This is a genomic window from Mycobacterium basiliense (assembly GCF_900292015.1).
Taxonomy (GTDB): Bacteria; Actinomycetota; Actinomycetes; order Mycobacteriales; family Mycobacteriaceae; genus Mycobacterium; species Mycobacterium basiliense.
The window spans coordinates 406,737-428,259 of the sequence record NZ_LR130759.1 but is presented as its reverse complement, the minus strand read 5'-3'; the positions used below and the strand labels follow the sequence as shown (position 1 = coordinate 428,259).

At 63.6% G+C, this 21,523-nt stretch carries 18 protein-coding genes; 10 read left to right on the top strand and 8 right to left on the bottom strand.

Going from position 1 to position 21,523, the window contains the following annotated elements; genetic code table 11:
- Window positions 1-2 precede the first annotated feature (2 nt).
- Window positions 3-548, bottom strand: coding sequence for a carbonic anhydrase (locus MB901379_RS01960; RefSeq protein ID WP_158015076.1), 546 nt, complete (start codon window positions 546-548; stop codon window positions 3-5).
- Window positions 549-731: 183 nt separating this feature from the next.
- Here MB901379_RS01960 and MB901379_RS01955 point away from each other — a divergent pair, with 183 nt between their 5' ends.
- Together MB901379_RS01955 and MB901379_RS01950 are read left to right on the top strand one after the other, a co-directional pair.
- Window positions 732-1,493, top strand: coding sequence for a glycerophosphodiester phosphodiesterase family protein (locus MB901379_RS01955; protein ID WP_158018881.1), 762 nt, complete (start codon window positions 732-734; stop codon window positions 1,491-1,493).
- A gap of 109 nt (window positions 1,494-1,602) precedes the next feature.
- Complete coding sequence (locus MB901379_RS01950; RefSeq protein WP_158015075.1) at window positions 1,603-3,027, top strand: lipase maturation factor family protein; 1,425 nt, start codon at window positions 1,603-1,605, stop codon at window positions 3,025-3,027.
- A 12-nt stretch (window positions 3,028-3,039) separates the two neighbouring features.
- On the opposite strand, the gene MB901379_RS01945 is transcribed toward MB901379_RS01950, so the two are convergent.
- The gene (locus MB901379_RS01945) at window positions 3,040-4,689 is read right to left on the bottom strand and encodes an acetolactate synthase large subunit (protein ID WP_158015073.1); all 1,650 of its coding nucleotides are present in this window, start codon (window positions 4,687-4,689) and stop codon (window positions 3,040-3,042) included.
- A gap of 82 nt (window positions 4,690-4,771) precedes the next feature.
- Here MB901379_RS01945 and MB901379_RS01940 point away from each other — a divergent pair, with 82 nt between their 5' ends.
- Complete coding sequence (locus MB901379_RS01940) at window positions 4,772-6,148, top strand: NADP-dependent succinic semialdehyde dehydrogenase (protein ID WP_158015072.1); 1,377 nt, start codon at window positions 4,772-4,774, stop codon at window positions 6,146-6,148.
- A 370-nt stretch (window positions 6,149-6,518) separates the two neighbouring features.
- On the opposite strand, the gene MB901379_RS01935 is transcribed toward MB901379_RS01940, so the two are convergent.
- The 6 genes from MB901379_RS01935 to MB901379_RS01905 form a co-directional block, all read right to left on the bottom strand.
- Window positions 6,519-7,241: an enoyl-CoA hydratase/isomerase family protein gene (locus tag MB901379_RS01935; protein WP_158015070.1), complete on the bottom strand. Its 723-nt coding sequence runs from the start codon at window positions 7,239-7,241 to the stop codon at window positions 6,519-6,521.
- Window positions 7,241-8,389: a CaiB/BaiF CoA transferase family protein gene (locus MB901379_RS01930; protein ID WP_197717852.1), complete on the bottom strand. Its 1,149-nt coding sequence runs from the start codon at window positions 8,387-8,389 to the stop codon at window positions 7,241-7,243. Before MB901379_RS01930 ends, MB901379_RS01935 begins: the two co-directional genes overlap by 1 nt.
- Before the next feature lie 40 nt (window positions 8,390-8,429).
- A complete protein-coding gene (locus MB901379_RS01925) occupies window positions 8,430-9,191 on the bottom strand; it encodes an IclR family transcriptional regulator (protein ID WP_162334300.1) in 762 nt (253 codons plus the stop codon).
- 939 nt (window positions 9,192-10,130) lie between these two features.
- On the bottom strand, window positions 10,131-10,802 hold the full coding sequence (locus tag MB901379_RS01915) for a TetR/AcrR family transcriptional regulator (protein WP_158015068.1): 672 nt from the start codon (window positions 10,800-10,802) through the stop codon (window positions 10,131-10,133).
- A 157-nt stretch (window positions 10,803-10,959) separates the two neighbouring features.
- Window positions 10,960-12,684, bottom strand: coding sequence for an acyl-CoA dehydrogenase family protein (locus MB901379_RS01910; protein WP_158018878.1), 1,725 nt, complete (start codon window positions 12,682-12,684; stop codon window positions 10,960-10,962).
- Between the two features lie 81 nt (window positions 12,685-12,765).
- Window positions 12,766-13,701 carry a hypothetical protein gene (locus MB901379_RS01905; RefSeq protein WP_232021964.1) on the bottom strand — a complete coding sequence of 312 codons (936 nt, stop codon included), beginning with the start codon at window positions 13,699-13,701 and terminating at the stop codon, window positions 12,766-12,768.
- A gap of 332 nt (window positions 13,702-14,033) precedes the next feature.
- On the opposite strand from MB901379_RS01905, the gene MB901379_RS01900 reads away from it, so the two are divergent.
- The 7 genes from MB901379_RS01900 (at window position 14,034) to MB901379_RS01870 (ending at window position 21,431) form a co-directional block, all read left to right on the top strand.
- Window positions 14,034-15,287: an 8-amino-7-oxononanoate synthase family protein gene (locus MB901379_RS01900; RefSeq protein WP_197717850.1), complete on the top strand. Its 1,254-nt coding sequence runs from the start codon at window positions 14,034-14,036 to the stop codon at window positions 15,285-15,287.
- A gap of 43 nt (window positions 15,288-15,330) precedes the next feature.
- Window positions 15,331-16,146 (top strand): HpcH/HpaI aldolase/citrate lyase family protein, encoded by an 816-nt coding sequence (locus tag MB901379_RS01895; protein ID WP_232021963.1) that lies wholly within the window; start codon window positions 15,331-15,333, stop codon window positions 16,144-16,146.
- A gap of 8 nt (window positions 16,147-16,154) precedes the next feature.
- Window positions 16,155-16,679: a MaoC/PaaZ C-terminal domain-containing protein gene (locus MB901379_RS01890; protein ID WP_158015064.1), complete on the top strand. Its 525-nt coding sequence runs from the start codon at window positions 16,155-16,157 to the stop codon at window positions 16,677-16,679.
- Between the two features lie 14 nt (window positions 16,680-16,693).
- On the top strand, window positions 16,694-17,959 hold the full coding sequence (locus MB901379_RS01885; RefSeq protein ID WP_158015063.1) for an ATP-grasp domain-containing protein: 1,266 nt from the start codon (window positions 16,694-16,696) through the stop codon (window positions 17,957-17,959).
- Between the two features lie 15 nt (window positions 17,960-17,974).
- The gene (locus MB901379_RS01880; RefSeq protein ID WP_158015062.1) at window positions 17,975-18,667 is read left to right on the top strand and encodes a class I SAM-dependent methyltransferase; all 693 of its coding nucleotides are present in this window, start codon (window positions 17,975-17,977) and stop codon (window positions 18,665-18,667) included.
- Between the two features lie 83 nt (window positions 18,668-18,750).
- A complete protein-coding gene (locus MB901379_RS01875; protein ID WP_158015061.1) occupies window positions 18,751-19,728 on the top strand; it encodes a phosphotriesterase family protein in 978 nt (325 codons plus the stop codon).
- Window positions 19,729-19,862: 134 nt separating this feature from the next.
- Window positions 19,863-21,431 (top strand): PE family protein, encoded by a 1,569-nt coding sequence (locus MB901379_RS01870; RefSeq protein ID WP_158015060.1) that lies wholly within the window; start codon window positions 19,863-19,865, stop codon window positions 21,429-21,431.
- Window positions 21,432-21,523 lie beyond the last annotated feature (92 nt).

The window sequence follows — 21,523 nt, the reverse complement described above, 5'->3', positions numbered from 1 at the left end:
CGCTACCTGCCGATCGGCTGCACCGAGCCGTCCAGCGCCATGAGCCACGTCTCGACATCGATACCCGGGTGGCGCCGGAGCGCTTCCTGTCGGAAGGTGCCGAGGATGCGTTCGTGGGTGGCGGTCTCGCGTTCCGGGGTGGAGATCACGTCGTCACCGTAGGCGATCTGCACCGCGCCGCAATCTCGGTGGTTGACGACGATCACTCCATTGATCGAGTGCAGTTCCATCGACGCGGCAAGGTTGTCCCAGAACGTGTTGTGCCAAACCGCCCAGTGCTGCGAGACGGCTCCGGCGGCAGCTCCGGCCAGCGCGAACTGGCTGTAGCGATCGATCAGACCGCGTTGCTCCATGTATTGGTTGGTGGGGTGCACGAAACGGGGGTCGATGCACATCAACAGCAAGGCCTCGTAGCCCTCGGGCGGCGGGTCCGTCGTAGCGGAACTCGGCGCAGCTTTTGCCAGTGCACCCAGACCGAGCGCGCCGGCGCCCAACGCCAGCAACCGGCGGCGACCCACGTTGCGTGCCACCCACTCCAAGCCGTGCACGTGCAGCCTCCATCACTTCGGCACAGATCCTGAACACCCCGAGCAACCGCAACCATAGCCGCACCTTCGCCGGCACGTCGGCCCGGTCAACGGATGTCCCGCCCCACCGCCTGCGTTGATTTCACTCACCGTGTCAACCGGGTACGGAATACTTGGCCGATGAACGATCGGCACGCACGAAACATGGAGTTTCTGCGCAGCGGCGGGCGGATCGCGATGGCGCACCGCGGCTTCACCTCATTCACGTTGCCGAAGAACAGCATGGGGGCGTTCAACGAGGCGGTGAAGCTCGGATTTCGGTATATCGAAACCGACGTGCGGGCCAGTCGCGACGGTATCGCCGTGATCCTGCACGACCGCAAGCTCCCCCCCGGCTCGGGTGTCTCCGGCGCGGTCGACCGGTTGTCCTGGCGGGATATCAGCACAGCGGATCTTGGTGCCGGAGAACCGATCCCGACCCTCGAGGAACTGTTTGTCGCGCTGCCAGACGTGCGCGTCAATATCGATATCAAGGCCGAGTCCGCCATCGAACCGACCGTCGATGTCATCGAGCGCCTCAGCGTGCACGACCGTGTGCTGATCACTTCGTTCTCCGATCGCCGCCGACAGCGGGCCCTGCGTCTGCTGTCCAAACGGGTCGCCAGTGCCGCGGGCACCGGGGCATTTGTATCGTTCCTGGCGGCCAGAACGGTCGGTGGTCGCGCGTATGCGTTACGGATGTTGCGCGACAGCGACTGCCTACAGTTGCCGCCACGGCTTGGTGGCGTGCAGGTGATTACGCCCACGCTGGTGCAGACGCTGCACGCCGCCGACCGTCAGGTTCACGCCTGGACGATCGACGACCCCGCCACCATGCATGCGCTGCTGGATATCAACGTGGACGGGATCATCACCGACCGCGCGGACATACTGCGCGACGTACTTGCCGCCCGGGGTGAATGGTAAACCGGGCCGAGTTCGCCGGGCGGGCGACCGTGCCGAGCGTGCATGCTGTTGGCCATCTGTTTGCTGGCTGCTTAACTGGATACGCGGTCACCGTTCGAGGAGTAGTGCCATGGAATGGTTTTCGGCGCCCGGATACTGGCTTGGCCGACTTGTGCTCGAGCGCGGCGTCGCGGCGATCTACCTGACCGCGTTCGTCGCGTCCGCGCTGCAGTTTCGCGCGCTTATCGGCGAGCATGGGATGCTGCCGGTGCCAGGGTATCTGGCCGGCAAATCGTTCTGGAGAGCGCCCAGCGTTTTTCACTTCCATTATTCCGACCGGTTGTTCGCCGGGGTCTGTTGGTCCGGCGCGGTGCTGGCGGCGGCCATCGTGGTCGGCGCCGCCGATTGGGTACCGCTCTGGGCCGCCATGCCGATGTGGTTGACGCTATGGGTGCTCTATCTGTCGATCGTCAATGTCGGACAACTGTGGTACGGATTTGGCTGGGAGTCGTTGCTGCTGGAGACCGGATTTCTGATGATCTTTCTCGGCAACGGACGAGTTGCCCCGCCGATACTGACCCTATGGTTGGTGCGCTGGCTGCTGTTTCGAGTCGAGTTCGGCGCGGGATTGATCAAGATGCGCGGTGACCCATGCTGGCGCGATCTGACATGCCTCTATTATCACCATGAGACACAGCCGATGCCGGGGCCGCTGAGCTGGTTTTTCCACCGCATGCCAAAGCCGCTGCACCGTATCGAAGTGGCCGGCAACCATTTCGCCCAACTCGTGGTGCCGTTCGGACTGTTTGCCCCGCAACCGATCGCCAGCATTGCCGCCCTGATCATCATCACCACCCAGCTGTGGTTGGTGCTCTCGGGCAACTTCTCCTGGCTCAACTGGCTGACGATCATGCTGGCATTCAGTGCGCTCGGCGGATCGTTCGTGGCTTCGCTGGTAACGACGCCCATGCCGCCGACGCTGGCCGGACCACCCACATGGTTCGCCGGTATCGTGATAGTCCTTGCGGCAGCGGTGCTATTCCTCAGCTACTGGCCCACTCGCAACATGCTGTCTCCTGGTCAGCGAATGAATATGTCGTTCAACCCATTTCACTTGGTGAACACCTACGGCGCATTCGGCAGCATCTGTCGCACCCGCCGCGAGGTGGTGATCGAAGGCACCCAGGACACCGAACTCACCGGGCAGACCGTATGGCAGGAGTACGAGTTCAAAGGCAAGCCCGGTTCTGTGCATCGACTGCCCCGACAATGGGCGCCCTACCATCTGCGCCTGGATTGGCTGATGTGGTTCGCCGCGATTTCCCCCGGCTACGGGTTGCCGTGGATGACGCCGTTGTTGACGCGGCTACTACGCAACGATCCGCCGACACTACGGCTGCTGCGTCACAATCCCTTTCCGGATTCCCCGCCGAGATTTGTGCGTGCCCAGCTCTACCAGTATCGCTTCACCACACCCCAGGAGCTACGACGAGATCGGGCCTGGTGGCACCGGCAGCTCATCGGAAGATATGTCGCGCCGATCTCGCTGCGATGATCCCGGTGGCAGTCACAACCCGTCGTCGAGTTCGCCCAGCCGGTCGGTCAGCCGCAGGTTTTCCGAATAGTCAACCGAGCAAGAGATCACCGACACACCGTCGCCGTCAAGCGCGGTCTGTAGCGTTGGCAGCAACTCGTCCGCACTAGCAACCCGATATCCTTTGGCCCCAAAGCTCTCAGCGTATTTCACCACATCGGGATTGCCGAACTTCACGTAATAGTGCTCGCCGAGTTCGAGATCCATCTTCCACTCAATCAGGCCGTAGCCGCCGTCCTCCCAAATCAGCACCACCAACGGTATTCGCTCGCGCACCGCGGTCTCGATCTCTTGCGAGTTCATCAGGAATGCGCCGTCGCCAACCACCGCCAGCACCCGGGCCTCCGGCCTGGCCAGCTTGACACCCAACGCTCCAGGAAGAGAAAATCCCATGGAGGACAGTCCATTTGAGACCAAACAGGTGTTTTGCTCGTAGGTCGGATACAACCTGGCCATCCACATTTTCGTTGCTCCGGTATCCACCAGCACCACGTCGCTGCGACCCAAGGCGGCGCGGATGTCGGCCACCACTCGCTGCGGAGCCAGCGGAAACCGGGAATCGTGTTGTCCTCTAGCAAATTCCTCGGCGAGCAGGCCCACTCCGGGAACATCGGCCGTGCCCACGAAGCGACGAGCACCGAGCGCGTCGGACAGCGCGTCCAGAGAGGCGCTGATGTCACCGATAATCCCCACGTCGACCGAATAGTGCGCGTCGACCTCGGCAGGGAAACGATGGATATGTATGATTTTTTTGTCGCCCTGCGGATTGATTCGGACCGGGTCGAATTCCTGTAGCTCGTAACCAACCGCAATGATGACGTCGGCATGGTCGAACCCGAAATTGACGTAGTCGCGTCGCATGAACCCCAACGTCCCGATGCTGCTGGGATGGTCGTCGGGTATGACACCTTTGCCGTGGAAAGTGTTGGCCACCTGAATTCCATGCTGCTCGGCGAACTTGACCAGCGCACCGCTGGCGGCGTTGCGGGCCGCTCCGTGCCCGGCCAACACCACCGGTCGCTGCGCACCGCGCAGGACGTCGGCGGCACGGGCTACCTGACCCGGCGCCGGCGCGTCGGCGCGGACAACGTTGCGTGGCAACGGTGTCAGCTCGGGATAGTCGACGACATCGGCATCGATGTGCTCGGGCACTGCCAGGTAAACGGCCGCCGGCCGTTCCGTCTCGGCGAGCTTGAACGCTTTGCGAAACATCTCCGGTATAGCTCTCGCGGTGGGGACGCCCGCCGCCCAGCGGGTGATCGGGGCGAACATGGACACCAGGTCCACATACTGATGGGACTCTTTGTACTCACGGTTCTGGCCGACCTGGGCCGAAATTGCGACCATGGGTGTGCTGTTAGTGGTGGCGTCGGCGACGCCGAGTTGCATGTTGATCGCACCCGGTCCCAGGGTGGCCGAGACCACCGCGGCGCGGCCGGTGACCCGCCCGTACATCTCCGCCATGAACGCCGCCCCCTGCTCGTGACGGGTCAGCACATAACGGATGTTGGAGGCGGCCAGCGCCTCAACCAGACGGATGTTCTCCTCACCGGGCACCCCGAAGATCACGGATACCCCTTCGTTCTCCAAGCAATTCACCATAAGTTGAGCGGCAGTACTCATCCGGCACCCCTCCGTGCGCGCGATAGTGGCAGGCTGGATACTGGCTCGACCCAGAAACCAACCCAGCGATAAGGATGTCAGCGTGCCCATCGCCACGACCAACCCGGCCACCGGGGAGACAGTCAAGACTTTCACTGCGGCATCCAACGAGGAAGTCGAGGCAGCGATAGCCCGCGCTTACCAGCGGTTCGCAGACTACCGCCGCAACACCACCTTCGCCCAGCGCGCCGAGTGGGCACACGCCACCGCCGACCTGTTGGAGGCCGAGGCTGACCAGACCGCCGCCCTGATGACGCTCGAGATGGGCAAGACGATCGCTTCGGCCAAGGCCGAAGTACTCAAGTGCGCGAAGGGCTTTCGCTACTACGCGGACAACACCGCGGCCTTGCTCGCCGACGAGCCCGCGGACGCCGCCAAGGTCGGCGCATCCAAGGCGTACAGCCGATACCAGCCGCTCGGCGTGGTGCTGGCCGTCATGCCGTGGAATTTCCCGTTATGGCAAGCGGTCCGGTTCGCCGCTCCGGCCCTGATGGCCGGCAACGTCGGCCTGTTGAAGCACGCGTCGAACGTGCCGCAGTGTGCGCTGTATCTCGCAGACGTCATTACCCGCGGCGGCTTCCCGGACGGCTGCTTCCAGACGCTGCTGGTTTCCGCCAGCGTGGTGGAAAGCATCCTGCGGGATCCCCGCGTCGCGGCGGCCACCCTCACCGGCAGCGAACCAGCGGGTCAATCGGTCGGGGCGATCGCCGGCGACGAGATCAAACCCACCGTACTCGAGCTGGGCGGCAGCGACCCGTTCATCGTGATGCCGTCGGCGGACCTGGACTCCGCGGTCAGCACCGCGGTCACCGGCCGGGTGCAGAACAACGGCCAATCCTGCATCGCGGCTAAGAGATTCATTGCCCACGCCGACATTTACGACGAGTTCGTGGAGAAGTTCGTCGCGCAAATGTCGGCGCTGAGAGTAGGCGACCCGACCGACCCCCAGACTCAAGTCGGTCCGCTGGCCACCGAGCAGGGCCGCGACGAGATCGCCAAACAGGTCGATGACGCCGCCGCGGCGGGCGCCGTGATCCGCTGCGGCGGCAAACCGCTGGACCGGCCGGGGTGGTTCTACCCACCCACGGTGATCACCGACATCACCAGGGAAATGGCGCTCTATACCGAGGAGATCTTCGGGCCGGTCGCCTCGGTGTACCGTGCCGCCGACATCGACGAGGCCATCGAGATCGCCAACGCGACGACGTTCGGGCTGGGTTCCAACGCGTGGACCCAGGACGAGGCTGAGCAGCGGCGGTTCATCGATGACATCGAAGCGGGACAGGTGTTCATCAACGGGATGACGGTGTCCTACCCCGAGCTGCCGTTCGGCGGTGTTAAGCGCTCCGGCTACGGCCGGGAACTTTCGGCCCACGGGATCCGCGAATTCTGCAATATCAAGACCGTTTGGGTCGGCTAGACGCGGGCCGAGGTCTGTGAGTGCCCGCAGGCAGCTGCGGAAAACCTCGTACTTGGCCGAGGCAGGTGGTAACCCGCGGCCAGACCAAGTCCTTGGCTCTGCCCATAGGTCACCGCAACGAGTTGCAGGGCAACGCACGGTATGCACGTCTCGTGTCTTTTCCGGGGAGTGTCCTGATGGGTCGGCTCCGATTGCAAGGCCGGCGCATGGCAGGTTGGCGATCGACATATCCGGGCGCATGTGAATCTATTTGCGCTGCGCGACGACGGTTCGAATCGGCGGCCACCCGTTCCGCGTAGCGTACCTTCCGGTTGCTGGGCAAGGAGGCCTTGCTGCCGCGACAGCAGCCGGCACCATCTGGTGTAGACGCTCACCGATTTGCCAACCGAAATCTCCGCATACGGTCGGCCAACCCGGGTACTGAGGCTGCGCGGATCAGGTCAGCCAGGTCGGAATCTCGTGAATCTATTTGCGCTGCGCGAGAAAAGTGAGATCGTGCATCAACAGGAACGCGTGCGACTTGCTCGGCGATCGAACTGACAACGTTAGGCCAGTCAGCGCGGGCGGCAATCTGGCTGATAAAGCCGTACTGCAACGCTGCGGGTGTCTTGAAGATGTCGCCGGTCGCTTGGAGGCGCCGGGCGCGTTCTGCACCCACTCGCCCCGCGAGGCGACGCGTACCGAGCACAACACCAAAAGCAAGTCCCGGCAACCTGAATTCGGCGCACGGGTCCGCAATACGCACACCACACGCACACAACAGGTCCGCTCCGGCTCCGTAGCTTGCCCCGTGAGCCAAGCCTAGCGTTGGCACCGGCAAGTGGTGGAGTGTCTGGAGCATCATTTCTATTCGCACAAACCGGTAGCAAAGTTCGGCGTCGTTAGCGGTGTCGATGCCTGAGAAGTCGAATCCCGCGCTGAAGGCGCATCCCGCCCCCTGCAGGACGACCAGGTCCGTTCGTGCTGGATCAACTGCGGAGAGCGCACCCAGCAGTCCTTCCACCATCGTCGCGGACAACGCGTTGCGCTTCTCACCGCGATTGAGAGTGATGTTGAGTACACGCTCATGGCAGCCAACAACAAGATCGGCCACTAGAGGACGCGTTCGATCTCGGCGCGGATCTCACTGTTGTGCTCACCCAGCAGTGGGGGTTGACGATATATCGCGGGCCTTTCGCCGCAGAAGCGAATAGGCGACCCGAAGGTCTTCGTTACCACCCCAGTGGGCAGATGCAGATTCTGAACCCAACCCATGTGCTCGACTTGAGGGTCCGATAACGCCTGGGAGTAGGTATTAATAGGGGCACACGGAATACCCGCTTTACGGAACACCTCAAGAAGCTCGTCCACTCTGCGTGAACTGAATATCTCGTCAAGGATCCCGCTGAGCTGCTGCTGATTTTGAGCGCGCAAAGCAGTGGAGGCAAATCTGGGGCTATCACGTAGGTCTTCTCGCCCGAGGACAGCGCACATCGCCTGCCACAAACTGTCATTACCCGCCGCGATGGCAAACGGTCCGTCGGACGCACAGAATGTCTGGTAAGGGGCGTTGCGCGGATGCTTGGACCCTATTGCGGTCGGATCGATGCCACGCCCGAAGTACTCGCTCGTTTGCAGTGCGGCGATCGCCAGAGACGAGCCAAACATCGAGACATCGATATGGGTACCGTGGCCGCTCGTCGCGGCCTCACGAAGTGCGGCGCTGATGCTAAACGCCGCGTACAAGCCGGTTGCAAAGTCCGATAGCGGTACGCCGCACTTGACCGGCCCGCGGCCAGGTTCACCCGTCACACTCATGATGCCGCTTGCCGCCTGAAGTGTGAGATCAAAGCCGCCCTCGCGCGATCTCGGTCCAGACTGTCCGTAGGCGGAGATAGACGCATACACAACGCGAGGGTTGACACGCCGAACGCTGCTGTAGTCCAGTCCAAGTTTCTCCATCACGCCAGGACGCGAATTTTCCAGCACCACAGCAGCTTTGGAGAGCAACTTGCGCGCCACGGCATTATCGTCGGGGTCTTTGAGATTCAGCTCTATCGAACGCTTGTTTCGGTTCAGCGATGCAAAATTCTCGCTATAGCCACATGTCAGCGGAGGCCATGCCCGCATTGAGTCGCCCGTCCCCGGCATCTCGACTTTGATCACGTCAGCTCCGAAGTCGGCAAGCAGCATCCCACAAAACGGGCCAGAAGCAACTGTGCAGAATTCGATTACCCGAACTCCATCAAGCGGTTTCAACACTGCATCTCCTTGTTAGATGAGGACGGTTCGCCGCCAATAGCTAGCTGCCGGAAGCATGCACATAGCCGAGTGCACGCGAGATGGCCTGCGCTGCAGCGACTACCGCATCTCGAAACTCGTCATGGTGTCTTGTCACGCGCTCGATGGGACCAGAGATCCCGATCGCCGCCACCGCAGCACCAGACGCCTCAGACACCGACGCCGCGATACCACCGACGTCGGCGCGCCATTCGCCTCGATTGTCTGCGTAACCTCGGTCTCGTATCTTCGCCAATTCAACCTTCAGCGACTGCATTGTCGGTATCGTTCGCCCAGTCCACCTCGGCAAATCTTCACCCGGCAGCGCGGATGCCAGCTGGTCCATCGACAGCGCGGAGAGAAGAGCTTTGCCAGAAGCGACGCAGTGTGCCGGCGCCCGCCCCCCCACCGAAGAGTAGGCGCGCACAGGCTGCGGGCTTTCAACCTTGTCGAGGTACACAACCTCGGCACCGCGCAGCACTGCGAGATGGACGGTCTCCTGCGTCTGGATACCAAGCGTTTGCATGAATGGACGCGCCGCAGACTTGACTTCGATCCCCTCCGCCACGCGGCTGCCTAGTTCGAACAGCCGCAAGGTGCACGTGTACCTATGCGACTGGGGATCGACGTCGACGTAGCCGGCCTCAACAAGAGTTGCCAGCGTGCGATGAACATTGCTGCGGGCTAGCTCCAATTCGCGGGCGACATCAGTCACCCTCCTCGGCTCCCCGCTGCGCGCCAAACACTCAAGCACACGGAGGCCCTTTAGTAGCGTGGAGTCCATTTGTTCTATTATACAGAACAAGGTTGTCGTATGGCGCATTGCGCTAGCATCCAACGTTATTCCAGCTAAATCAAGGTAAGATCTGTCACGTCGCGCGTGAGGCCAACCGGCATCGTGTGTAGATTACTAGATAATAGGAGCAGTGTTCGGATAGTGGAACGGATGGGACTTGGCACGATACGGGCTTGACCAGTTCATTGCAGACACCAAACTTCGAGTGGCGCAGCAGCTTCCGGAAGACTCCTTGACTGCGCACGTTGCCGCAGATCTGCGACGGCTCCTCGCTGACGGCCTTCAGCTCACCGACCAGCAACAAGCAGCCGACCCCGATCACTACGTGTTGCGTCCACTGTTCGTAGCTCCGGACGGTTCGTTCTGCATCGCGGTTGCAGTGTGGAACGTCGGGCAACGTACACCGGTCCACGGACACGAAACTTGGGGCGTCGTCGGTATCTACTCGGGCGTCGAACATGAAACTCGGTACAGGAAGCCATCTCGACCAAACGAACCGCTCGTTCAACTGGACCCGCAGAGCTGGCATCCCGGAGAAGTCGCGGTGTGTTGCACGACCGATGATGACGTCCATTCCGTGAACTGTGGTACCGATGCCCCTTGCGTGGGCATACACGTCTACGGGGCGGATATCGGCACACTGCCACGACGAAGATACGAGCCCGATACCGGCGCTCAGGCGTGGTTTGTTTCCACGTGGGCATGACCCCCAGTGCGGTGGGCACCAGTTACCCGCTAGCCCAGAATGGAATGCGAGTCCGGCGAACTCAGGTTTTCGCCGACGGATTTGAACTAGCGCTGTTCGCGACCGTCACCCGTTCTCGCCAACCGACTTGCCATCTCACCGGAGAAATCAATATTGACCGGATCCCAGAATTTCACGTGGCGCCGGCAGACAGCTTGCGAGCGAGCCCGAACGCCTGCGTGTCATCTGACCCCACGAATATCCATGTTGAGGTTCGGCGAGAACGCCGCCGCCAGCACTGCGACCAGCCGACGCACGGCCAGCGCCGGCTGTTCGGGTGTGGGTTCGTCAAGCCCGAGAATGGGGTCCAATCCGCGCATGTACGGAGCCAGCGCCAGGTGCGGAAAAATCATCAACAGCAGCGACAGCAGCGCATCGGTGTCGGCATCCGGGCGCAGGTCTTCGCGGGTCAACGCGTCGCGCACCAACGGCCGCAGCACCTCTAGGTAGTGGCGATGAATGACGCTTCGCACGCTGATGCGGGCGTCGGTGTCGACCTCCAGGGTCGCCGCGGCGTGCAGGGCTCGATCCCGCGGATGCTCGGCGAAATAGGCCACCCAGCCGTCGAGTAGGTCGGTGAGAAATTCGAAGAATGGCCGGCTCGGATCCAACTCACGGATGAGATCCTCCATATAGGAGCGCACTCGCTGGCTAGCGATGTCGGCTATGTACGAATACAGGTCGCGTTTGTCCGCGAAGTACTGGAAGAGGCTGCCTTTGGCGACCCGCGCGCGCCGGGCAATGACATTCAGGCTGCCCTGGGAGAAGCCATGGGCGCCGAACTCGGCTTCCGCGGCTTCCACAATGGCTGCTCGACGTGCCGGATCGGCCCGAGCCCAAGTCACCGTCGGCATGGCGCCTCCTTGCGTCGATGACCACTGGTCATTTTAGTGTGAGCTATCCCACAGACAAGGATGGCACCGCAGCGACGAAATTGCCGCCAGGGTCGTGGTCGAACAGCAATTCACCGCCCTAACGGGCAAGCTCGACGAGCGGCCAAGGCTAGCTGCCTCACGGGCGCATTTGATAGGCGCCGTTGAGCGGCAGCACGTGCTCCTTCCAGACCTGCTCATAGCGGGACGCGTCATGCGCGGGGCGGCGGATCATCCGCATCGCGAAACGGGCCTGTGCGTCCGTCGTGGCGGACTTGTCGTGGAGCTCGACGGCGTAGCTGTTGAAGTCCCGGATCAGCAGGCCGAAGATCTCATCAATCAACGCTTCGTCCACCCCAGACAGCGGAGCTTCCTCGAGGATGAGCTGCGCGTAGGGCACCAACGCGAAGATCTGCCCCACACCGAAGGCAAAGTCGATGTCCTTTTGTTGCGTCGCATCCGGGGTGGCGCTGGCCAACATCTCGGCCAGCACGTCGATCTGCTCGCGCAGCAACGCCACATTGGGCAGGTGGCCGTAGCTGTCAAAGGGCGCCCGCCAGTCGTGGAACCGCACCTTGCCCAGCCCGCCGGTGGGTCCCTGGTTGAACAGGAAGGTGTCGTCGGCCGCGTCGTCGCGGCGACCAACCTGCGGCAGCGCGGCGTCGGGGGCGAACAGGAAGTTGGGCATGAACTTGGCCAGCAACCCGATATTGATGTGGACGGTGCCCTCCAGCCGGGGCAGCATGCCGATCTCGCGGGCCACGGTTTCGAAGAAGGTGTCCTTCTCGACGCCCTTGGCGGCGATGACATCGAACAACGCGGTAATAACGCGCTCGCCCTCGCTGGTCACCTTGGCTTTGGTCAGCGGGCTGTACAGCAGGTAGCGCCGGTCGTCGGCCGACGCGCTGCGCATGTAGTCGCTGGCTCGGGTAGCCACCAACCGCATCGCGACCAGCCGCGTGTAGGCGTCGGTAAGCAGCCGACGCACGTGGCTGAAGTCGGTGACCACGGTGCCATACAGGTGACGGTTGGCCGCGTGCGTGATGGCCTCGTACAAGGCGTGGGTGCACATCCCGACCGCGCCCCAGCCCAGGTTGTACTTGCAAACGTTGACGGTGTTCAGCGCGGCGTGGAAAGCGCCGATCCCGCGGTGCAGCAGGTCGGCTTCGGTGACCGGGTAGTCGTGCAGCGCGTAATTCGCCACGTAGTTCTGCGAGTTGACCACATTCTTCTTCAGCTCATACCGGTCGTGCTGGGAGTCGGCGGCGAAGAAGACGTATTCCGGTTCCTTGGACGAGTCGACGATCTTGCCGAACGTCGACACCATGCGAGCGACGTTGGCGTTGCCGATGTAGTACTTTTCGCCCTCGGCCGTCCAGCCGTGCCCAACGTCTTTGGAGGGCGTCAGGATCATGTCTGTCTGGTACACGTCGGCGCCGTGGGCCTGTTCGGACAGGCCGAAGGCGAACACCTCGCCCTGCTCGAGCTGGGCGGCGGCCTTGCGCTTGGCGTCCTCGTTGTCGCTCATCCAGATCGGGCCCAGGCCCAGGGCCGTCACCTGGAAGGGGTACCAGTAGCTCAGCCCATAAAAGCCGATGATCTCGGCGAACTCGCTGATCCGGTAGGTGTCCCAGCGGCAAGCCAACGCCGGGTCCGCGCCGTACTCGGCCGGGGTCAGCAGGGAGGCAAAGATGCGATTCTGAGCGATGTGGGCAAGAAAGTCGGAGTACCACGCGCGTTCGTGGTCATCCTGCTTGAGCTTTGCCTTACCCCGGGACTCGAAGAAGTCCACCGTGGCCTGCATGATCTCCGCCGAGCGCGCGTCTGGATATTTACGTTGCAGGCGGTTCGGGTTGAGCAGCATCAGATGCTCCCATGACTTGACTTCGGAATCGGACGAGCCTAGACGGTACGCCACGGACCTCGCAGCGACGGCGGCGGTCCGTCAACACGCCTCCGCGTGCTGCGCGCCGGCCAGCACCACGTCTTTCGGTACTTGGCTTTTCTGTCCGGCGGCAAAGATTGCCAGACTCGCCGGCACGATGAGCAAGCCGAGCAACAACGAAGCCCCACTCACCGGTCTGCCAGCGGCCAACTCAACGAGCAGCGCGATCACCGGTATCAATGCCAGTGCCGCCGTCACCAACACCGGCGACAACCGCTGAATGGCGTACTGCATCAAAAAGAAGGGCACCACCAACGAGGCGAACGCCGCTCCGATCGACATGCTCAGCGACATCTTGGGCGCGGCTAGCAATCCGGACGGGACTAGCACCAGCAATGCGACGGCGGCCACCACCACGGTGGCGTAATAGCGGTGAGCCATTACCTGCCACACACCGACCCCGCTGCGGCCCAAGCTGCGGGAAACGACGGCCACCCCGCCCGCGGCGATGCCGTCGATGACGCCCAGCACACCGGCCACCAGCAGTGGGACGATGCCGCGGGAATTCGACCAGGCCATCGTGGCCACCAGCGAGGTGCCCAGCGCCGCCAAGAGCACCACCGCCCGCCATTGAGCGCTGCTTGGGGGGCTCGAATCGTGTCCGTGTTGGGCCCGAATGCTCGACCACGCGGTCACCGCAACGGGAGCAAACGAAGCTCCCAGCGTGAAGACAACTGCCGCGTCGTAGACCGCCACACCTAGGAAGAAGGCGGTGAACGTTACCGCGGTCCACAAATTCAACCAGCCAAGGTTTCGGACGGTGGACGGGCACGTCGGCGAAACGGAGTGGTTTCGCCGGGCCGTCGCGGCTCCGAGCAGCGCAGACGCGGCCGCGGCGATCGCCAAAATCCGCAGACTGTCGGCGGCGGTGATCATCGACAGTCCCAACAACGCGGTGATCACCGCGTGCAAGCCGTTGCCAGTGATCAATGCCAACCAGGGCATTTAGTCGATCACGCTTCGCTAGTCGGGATGTACATGGGAATAACGGTGCCGCCAAGACGCGGTGATGTCTGTCGACCACGTGGCCAATAACACGGATGAATTGCACATCCACCGATCGATGGACGGGCAATTTTGAAATACCGGCACGAGACGACGATGTCCCCCAATCGGATGAACGAAAATTCATCGTTTGCCGAACCGATAGGAGGAGGTCAACGCATTCGGCTCTAGATACCGTTCAAGCTATGCAACCGAGGCGATCGGGCCTCGGTAAAACGCCATTCCCTTCTGCGTCGCTCGAACGCACTCTTAAGGAGATCCTTTTGACGGGATTCAAGGTGCAGTCCGAGACGCACCGGTTTCGCAACAACGCCAAGGCCGTCGACGTCGGCAATCCGACGTGGCAGGCCGCGGCGGACAACCACCTGTTGGACAACAGCGTCCGCTATATCGGAAACGACCGGCTGGAGCGGCTGCGCGACGGTCACCGCTTCATCAACCTGGTTTCGTGCTCCTACCTGGGACTTCATTCCCATCCTTGGGTCCTGCAAGGGGTGCATTCGGCAACCGAGTCGGAACAAACATTCGCATTGCCGGTTTCGCGTTTGCGTATCCGGTTCTCCATCCTCGACGAGCTCGAATCCGGACTCTCGGCCTTGTTTGGAGCCCGCTGCGTCGCCGCGATTTCCGCATCGGTGGCCAGCGCCGCCGTCTTGCCGCTGATCGCTTCCGGACACCTGACCGATGACGGCAAGCCGCGCGTCATGGTGTTCGACAAGCTCAGCCACTTCTCGCTCAACTACATCAAGCCCATCTGCGCCGACGAAGCGCCCGTCCTGACCTGCCCGCACAACGACCTCAACTACCTAGAAGACATGTGCAAGAAGCACCAGCGGGTGGCCTACGTCGCGGACGGCGCCTACTCGCTGGGCGGGGTCGCACCGGTGAAAGAACTCCTGGAGTTGCAGGACCGCTACGGGCTGTTCCTGTTTTTCGACGACTCCCACTCGCTATCGATGTACGGCACCCATGGCGAGGGCATTGTGCGATCCCTGATGCCGGAGGAACTCAACCCCCTGACCATCATCGTCGCCTCGCTCGGCAAGGCTTTCGGCGCCACCGGCGGGGTCATCATGTTGGGTCCCGAAAAGCACCATGACGTGCTGATGCGCTTCGGCGGCCCGCTAGCGTGGTCCCAGCCGCAGAACGCACCGACCATCGGCGGTTGCCTGGGATCGTTGCGAGTACACAATTCACCTGAGCTGGGTCAGCGACAGCGGCAACTGCGCGACAACGCGGCTCTCTTCGACAGCCTGATCAGCACGCCTCAAGCCGGTCTGAACACCGCGATTCGACTGATCGCGATCGGCGCGGAAGCCAAGGCGATCGCTCTGTCCAGTCAAATCCTCGAACGCGGTTTCTACACCTCGGCGGTCTTCTTCCCAGTTACCGCCAAAGGCCAGGCTGGACTGCGAATCATGCTGCGGGCCGACAACGATCCCGACGATATCCGCCGCTTCTGCCAGACCGTCACCGACTTGGCGACGCCGGAATCACAAGACTTGGTTGCGGTTTAGCGTGAATCACTCAATGCTTAACCAGCCGTGGGTGTTTCGCACCATGCTGATGACCAGTGCGCTCAATCCGCGCCAGTATCGTTCAGCCCTGCGATCCGGCGCCGACGTATGCACCCTGGATCTGGAGGACTCGGTGCCCGCCGCCCGGCGCGACGAAGCGCGCAACCGCGCATCTTCAATGTTCGAAGGACCGCGCACCGGCTGCGTTCGCGCCCTGAGGATCAATAGCCTGCGCACCACCGACGGTCTACGCGACATCCTCGCCCTCGCCTGCGGCGCAATACAACCCGACGCATTGCTGGTGCCGAAAGTCAACTGCGCGCATGATCTGCGGATCCTCGAGGACATGCTCGGCGATCAGGCCGGGAACATGCCATTTCTGGCCACGATCGAAACCCCGGCCGGCCTCTCAGCCGTCGAAGAGATCGCCACCGCCACGCCCCGGGTCCGTGCGCTGGTGTTCGGAGCCGCCGACTTCACCTCCGAGCTGGGCATTGCAATGGACTGGGAGCCACTACTTTTCGCCCGCTCACGTATCGTCGCGGCGGCCGCCTCGGCCGGCATCCCGGCAATCGACTCTCCTACGTTCGATCTCGGTGCCGAACTCGCGCTCAAGATAGACGTGAACCGATCACGCGAACTTGGCTTTCAAGGCAAGGCGGCGATTCACCCCCGGCAGGTGGCGGTGATCAATGACACCTTTACGCCATTGCCTGCCGAGGTGGAGCATGCGCGCCGCGTCATCGACCTCGTGCACAGCAGGGCCGGGCAGATCAGCGTCCTGGACGGACAAATGCTTGGTCCGCCCATGGTTGCCGCGGCGCAGCGCCTGCTGCGGCGTGTGAAAGCGCTTGGATGAGATTGACCATGGATCACGTGCGTGCGTACAAAAAGGTTGGCGATCGACGGTGGCGGGAGTCACGTGGTCTCCTGTTCGACGACATTGAGGTCGGGGCAATCATCGAGCACCGGCCAGGCCGCACACTCAGCGAAGCCGACAACACTTGGATGTCGCTGTTGGCACTTAACCTGCACCCGTTGCACATTGACAGCGCCTACTGCGAAAACACCGAGTGGAAGCGTCCTTTGGTTTCCAGCCTGGTCACGTTGTCGATCGTCTCCGGCATGAGTGTCCAAAGCACCAGCGCCAAAGGCCTGGCCAACCTCGGCTGGGACAACATCCGCCTTGTCGCCCCGGTGTTCATCGGGGACACCATCTACGCAGAGACCGAATATCTGGACAAGCGCCTGTCCGAATCCCGGCCGAACCAAGGGATAGTCAGTTGCGCTACCCGCGGGATCAAGGCCGACGGCACAGTGTTCCTGACGTGTCAGCGGTCATTCCTGCTACCAACCCGCGAGCATGATCTCGAAGACCTGGCGGCCTACTGAACGAGGAGAGCGACGTGCACGACAGCGCACGACACGTCGTTTTGGTTGACAGCTACGGCGCCGTCGGAACTGAACTGGCCCAAGGCTTCCGAAACGCGGGGTACACCCCACTACGTGTTCAGAGCACCCCAGAGGTGCCACCAGGTCTACGTGGTCAACCGGACCGATACCCCTACCAGGTCGACATCGCGCACTGCGGTGACCTAGCCAAGACAATGGCCACCCTGACCCCGTTCCGTCCCGTCGCAGTGGTCGCCGGGACCGAACCGGGAGTGGAACTGGCCGATGCCCTAAGCGAGGCGTTCCATCCGATCACCGGCGCACCGACCAACGGCACCGCACTGAGCGCCGCCCGGCGCAACAAGTACCTGATGATCGAGCGGATCAAACAGCTCGGCCTGTCGGGCGCCCGACAGATCGTGGTGGCGGACGAAGATCAGCTCCGCGACTGGCACACGGAGATTGGCAGCACCATCGTCCTCAAACCATTGCGCAGCGCCGCCAGCGATGGCGTCACCTGGTGTCGTAGCGCCGACGATGCCATAGCGGCCTTCCGGCGGCTCAACGGACGCAACAACATACTCTCGCAATCGAATGACGGCGTCGTGGCGCAGGAGTGCCTGGTAGGTGCCGAGTACACCGTCGACACCGTCAGCCGCGACGGCGGGCACCACGTCTGTGACATCTGGGAGACACATCGCATCAACGCAAATGGTGTTCCTGACCTGCTGGTCGCCTGGCGGCTGCTGCCAGCGACGGGCACCGTACAGGACGAGCTGGTCGCCTACGCGTTCGACGTCCTCGATGCCCTCGGTATCCGACACGGCGCGGCCCACGCCGAGATCAAGATGACACCCGATGGTCCGCGCCTGATCGAGGTGGGAGCGCGAATTGCCGGCGCCTGCCTGCCTGAGGGCGCACGGTTGGGCACCGGTCGGTCGCAGATCGACTGGACGGTGGACGCCTACGTGCGACCCGAGCGATTTACCACGCGCAGCCGACGGCCGTACCGGCTCCGCCAACATGTCGCGCGCAGCGTGATGGTCGCCCCGCGTAGCGGCACGCTGGTCTCCTACCAGAGCCTGGAAGCCATCAAAGAACTGGACAGCTTCCACGACATGCAGGTGCGCGTGAGTCCCGGCCAACACCTGCCGTTGACCATCGACGACCTGAGCTACCCCATCTTCGTCACGCTCTCACATGAGGTTGGCGAAGTCGTGGCACGTGATCTTTGGACACTGCGCTACATCGATGGCGTGGGCTTCTACGAGCTGGCCTAGAAAGGACGAATTGCCATGGCGCAGTGTTACTGTCAAGCCGACACGGGCGCGGCGCGGACGGCCGACGGCAGCCTCATCGAGCTCTATCGCAGAATGCCGCCGACGGGCGAACCCGAGCAGATCCACGCCTTGCTACGACCGCAGAGCTCCGTGCTGGAACTCGGCGCCGGCACGGGCCGGATCGCCGATCCGCTGGTCACGCTCGGCCACCACGTCACCGCCGTCGACGACTCCGACGACATGCTGGCCGAAGTGTGCCATGCCCGACCCGTGCGCGCCCGCATCGAGGACCTGCGGCTGTCAGAGCGATTCGATGCGGTCTTGTTGGCGACCAACTTGATTCACTACCGGGGCACGGATCTGCGGCGGGCGGTGCTGGCCACCATCGCCTACCACCTCAAGCCGGAGGGCAAGGCCATCATCCAGTGGAAGCCGCCGCCCTATTGGGCCGCCCGGACCTCGGGCTGGACAGAGAGCAAGGCAATCGGCGACGTGACGGCCCGCGTGATCATCTACAGTTCGCTCAAAGGCGTCGTCGACGGCGAATATGCATTGGTCGCCGACGGATCCGAATTGCGCCAGTGCTTTCATCTGGAGGCGCTGACGGTCGCGAAGCTACGACGCGAACTGCACCGCAGCGGGCTGCAATTGACAAATGCCGATCCCGAATCGACGGAATGGCTCGAAGTCGTGCCGTCGTTGCGTTGATCCCGTTTCCGGGGTCAACCCGCGGAGCCTAGCCAGCAAAACTCCTCTGTTGGCTCATCCGTTCTCGACCTAGCATCGCTTATGTGTCAGAACTAAATACCGCTCGCGGACCCATCGACACCGCCGATCTGGGCGTCACGCTCATGCACGAGCACGTGTTCATCATGACCACCGAGATCGCACAGAACTATCCCGAAGCGTGGGGTGACGAGGAAAAGCGGGTGGCGGACGCCATCACTCGGCTCAACGAATTGAAATCGCGCGGTGTGCACACCATCGTCGACCTGACGGTGATCGGTCTGGGCCGCTATATCCCGCGCATTGCCCGGGTCGCCGCGGCCACCGAGCTGAACATCGTCGTCGCGACGGGCCTGTACACCTACAACGACGTCCCGTTCCGGTTCCACTACCAAGGCCCCGGCTGCATGCTGGAAGGCCCGGAAATCATGACCGACATGTTCGTCCGCGATATCGAGCAGGGCATCGCCGACACCGGCGTCAAGGCCGGCATCCTCAAGTGCGCGACCGACGAGCCTGGCCTCACCCCCGGTGTCGAACGGGTGCTGCGCGCGGTCGCCCAGGCGCACAAGCGCACCGGGGTGCCGATCTCCACCCACACCCACGCCGGGCTGCGCCGTGGGCTCGAGCAGCAGCGCGTCTTCGCCGAAGAGGGCGTCGACTTGAGCCGGGTGATCATCGGCCATTCCGGCGACAGCACCGACGTCGGCTACCTCGAGGAACTCATTGCGGCCGGCTCCTATCTCGGGATGGATCGGTTCGGAATCGACCTAATCCTGCCGTTCGAGGATCGAGTCAACATCGTGGCGACGATGTGCGAACGGGGACACGCCGACAAGATGGTGCTCTCCCACGACGCCAATTGTTATTTCGACGCGCTCCCCGAGGAGCTAGTACCGGTGGCCACACCGAACTGGCATTACCTACACATCCACAACGATGTGATCCCGGCGCTCAAAGAACGCGGGGTGACCGACGAACAGGTGCACACCATGCTCGTCGACAATCCGCGGCGAATCTTCGAGAGACAGGGCGGCTACTAGCCAGAGACCGGCCAGATCCGGTGACAAAGTTGGTTTTCCCGTCCAAGCCGCCATCCGCTAGCGATACCCTGAATCCGCGGCGGATTCCTGGCCGCTGCCTGCGCGTTTCTGCCTTTCGATGACGGGGGTAACGCATGTCCTTCGTGTTCGCGATTCCGGAGTACGTGGCGGATGCGGCCAGCGGTCTGGCCGGCATCGGATCGGCGATTGTCGCGGCAAATGCGGCCGCGGCGCCCACTACCACCGCGGTTTTGGCCGCCGGTACCGATGAAGTGTCGGCGGCCATTGCCGCATTCTTCGGCTCACACGGGCAGGGTTATCAGTCGCTGGGCGCCCACGCGGCAGCGTTTCACGAGCAATTCATGCAGGCATTGAGAGCCGGCGGTGGTGCGTACGCGACCTCCGAGGCGGCCAACGTCGAGGTCACCCTGCTCAACGCGATCAATGCGCCCACCCAGGCGTTGCTGGGACGACCGCTGTTCGGCAATGGCACCAACGCCGCCCCAGGGTCGGGGGCCGACGGCGGGGCCGCCGGCATCTTGTACGGAAACGGCGGCGCCGGCGGATCCGGCGCGGCCGTCGGCCAGAAGGGGGGCAATGGCGGGGCGGCGGGCCTGATCGGCAATGGCGGGGCCGGCGGGGCCGGCGCCCCCGGGACACCCGTGAATGGCGGCGTCGGCGGGGCCGGCGGCGCCGGCGGCATGCTGCTCGGCAACGGCGGAGCCGGCGGTGCCGGCGGAGGCTTGGCCGCCGGCGGTGCTGGCGGCGCCGGCGGCCTGCTATTCGGCAGCGGCGGCATGGGTGGCTCCGGCGGCCCCGGGTTCGGCGGTAGCGGCGGCGCCGGGGGAGCCGGCGGCCCCGGAGGCCTGATATTCGGTACCGGCGGAACCGGCGGCCCGGGTGGCGGCGGCGGGTCAGGAGGCAGCGGCGGCACAGGCGGTGCGGGTGGAATGGGTGGATTCCTATTCGGCAGCGGCGGCCCCGGCGGCGACGGCGGCGCCGGCGATCACGTCGGGGGCGCCGGTGGGGCTGGCGGAATCGGTGGAGCGGGCTACTTGGGCAACGGGGGTACCGGCGGGGGCGGAGGGGCCAGCATCACCACCGCAGGTGCCGGCGGGGTTGGGGGGCAAGCCGGCCTGCTGATCGGCAACGGCGGTGCCGGCGGGGACGGTGGCGCCGGGTTATCCACTACCGGCAGCGGCGGTGCCGGCGCGAGCGGTGGTAACGCGGGCAGCCTGTTCGGCAACGGCGGCAACGGGGGCGACGGCGGGGACGGCACTGTGAACGGAGCCACCGGCGGGGCGGGCGGCAACGCCGTCGGAATCGTCGGCAGCGGCGGCGACGGCGGGCGCGGCGGGTCAGGTTCTGATCTCGGAGGTGCCGGCGGAGCCGGCGGAGCCGCCGCCGCGCTCATCGGTGACGGCGGCAACGGCGGGACCGGCGGACTGGGCGTTGCGATGGCCGCCGGTAAGGGTGGGCCCGGAGGTAGCGCCGGACTGATCGGTAGCGGCGGCACCGGTGGCGTTGGCGGAGCAAGCGTCGGCGGGGACGGCGGCGACGGCGGCAACGGCGGCAACGCCAAGTTAGCCGGCAATGGCGGCGATGGCGGCAACGGCGGGGTGGGCGCGAACCCAGCCACGGGCGGCACCGGTGGCGCCGGTGGCCGGCTGTTCGGCCAACCGGGGCAGCACGGCATTGCCTGACGGTCGTACCCGGGCAAAGCGGCACGCTGCGGCGCACCCGATGGGCTGCGTTGACGTCAACGCCACTGAGCTGAACCGCCGAAAGCGGAAGA